This window comes from Pseudoalteromonas luteoviolacea (assembly GCF_018100925.1).
GTDB classification, from domain to species: Bacteria; Pseudomonadota; Gammaproteobacteria; order Enterobacterales; family Alteromonadaceae; genus Pseudoalteromonas; species Pseudoalteromonas obscura.
Window position 1 is genome coordinate 1 of the sequence record NZ_JAGJEH010000052.1, and the last position, 902, is coordinate 902.

1 protein-coding gene is annotated in these 902 nt (G+C 45.9%); it reads left to right on the forward strand.

Annotated features, from left to right (window positions below; translation table 11 throughout):
* The coding region (locus tag J8M00_RS28015) for an SdrD B-like domain-containing protein (protein ID WP_211013646.1) at window positions 1–902 on the forward strand (902 nt) is incomplete at both ends.

Below are 902 nucleotides of genomic sequence, written 5' to 3' on the forward strand. Positions count from 1 at the left end.
GTACTGGGTGAGCAAGCTGCACCTGAACTTACTTTCACTGAGCAACTAAGCACAGGCGACAAGTCAATATCAGGTCGTGTATTTGTCGATATCAATCAAGATGGTACCAACAACGGTAATGATTTTGTCCTTGCAGGGATTGAGATCCAATTAACAGGTCAGGATCTTTACGGTGAAGCGGTGAATCTGCGTACCTCAACCGATGAGAATGGCGTGTTTAACTTTGCGGGGCTTCGTGCATCAAATGATGCAGGTTACACAGTTACTCAAGGTATTACTGAGTATGTTGAAGGCCAAGATTATCTTGGTTCAGCGGATGATCAGTTTGGCTCAAACAGTGAGATCAGGGTAGAAGTGGGTGAGCAAGCTGCGCCTGAACTTATCTTCACTGAACAACTAAGCACTGGCGACAAATCTATATCAGGCCGCGTGTTTGTCGATATCAACCAAGATGGCACCAACAACGGGAATGACTTTGTCCTTGCGGGGGTTGAGATCCAGTTAACAGGTCAGGATCTTTACGGTGAAGTGGTGAATCTGCGCACCATAACAGATGAAAGTGGCGCGTTTAACTTTACAGGCCTTCGCGCATCAAATTCAGCTGGCTACACAGTTACTCAAGGTGAAACTGACTATGTTGAAGGCCAAGATTACTTAGGTTTAACAGCAGATCAATTTGGTTCAAATAGTGAGATCAAACTGTTACTGGGTGAGCAAGCAGCGCCTGAGCTTATCTTCACAGAGCAACTAAGCGCTGGCGACAAGTCAGTATCAGGTCGCGTATTTGTTGATATTAATCAAGATGGTACTAGCAACGGGAATGACTTTGTCCTTGCGGGGATTGAGATCCAGTTAACAGGTCAGGATCTTTACGGTGAAGCGGTGAACCTACGCACCACAAC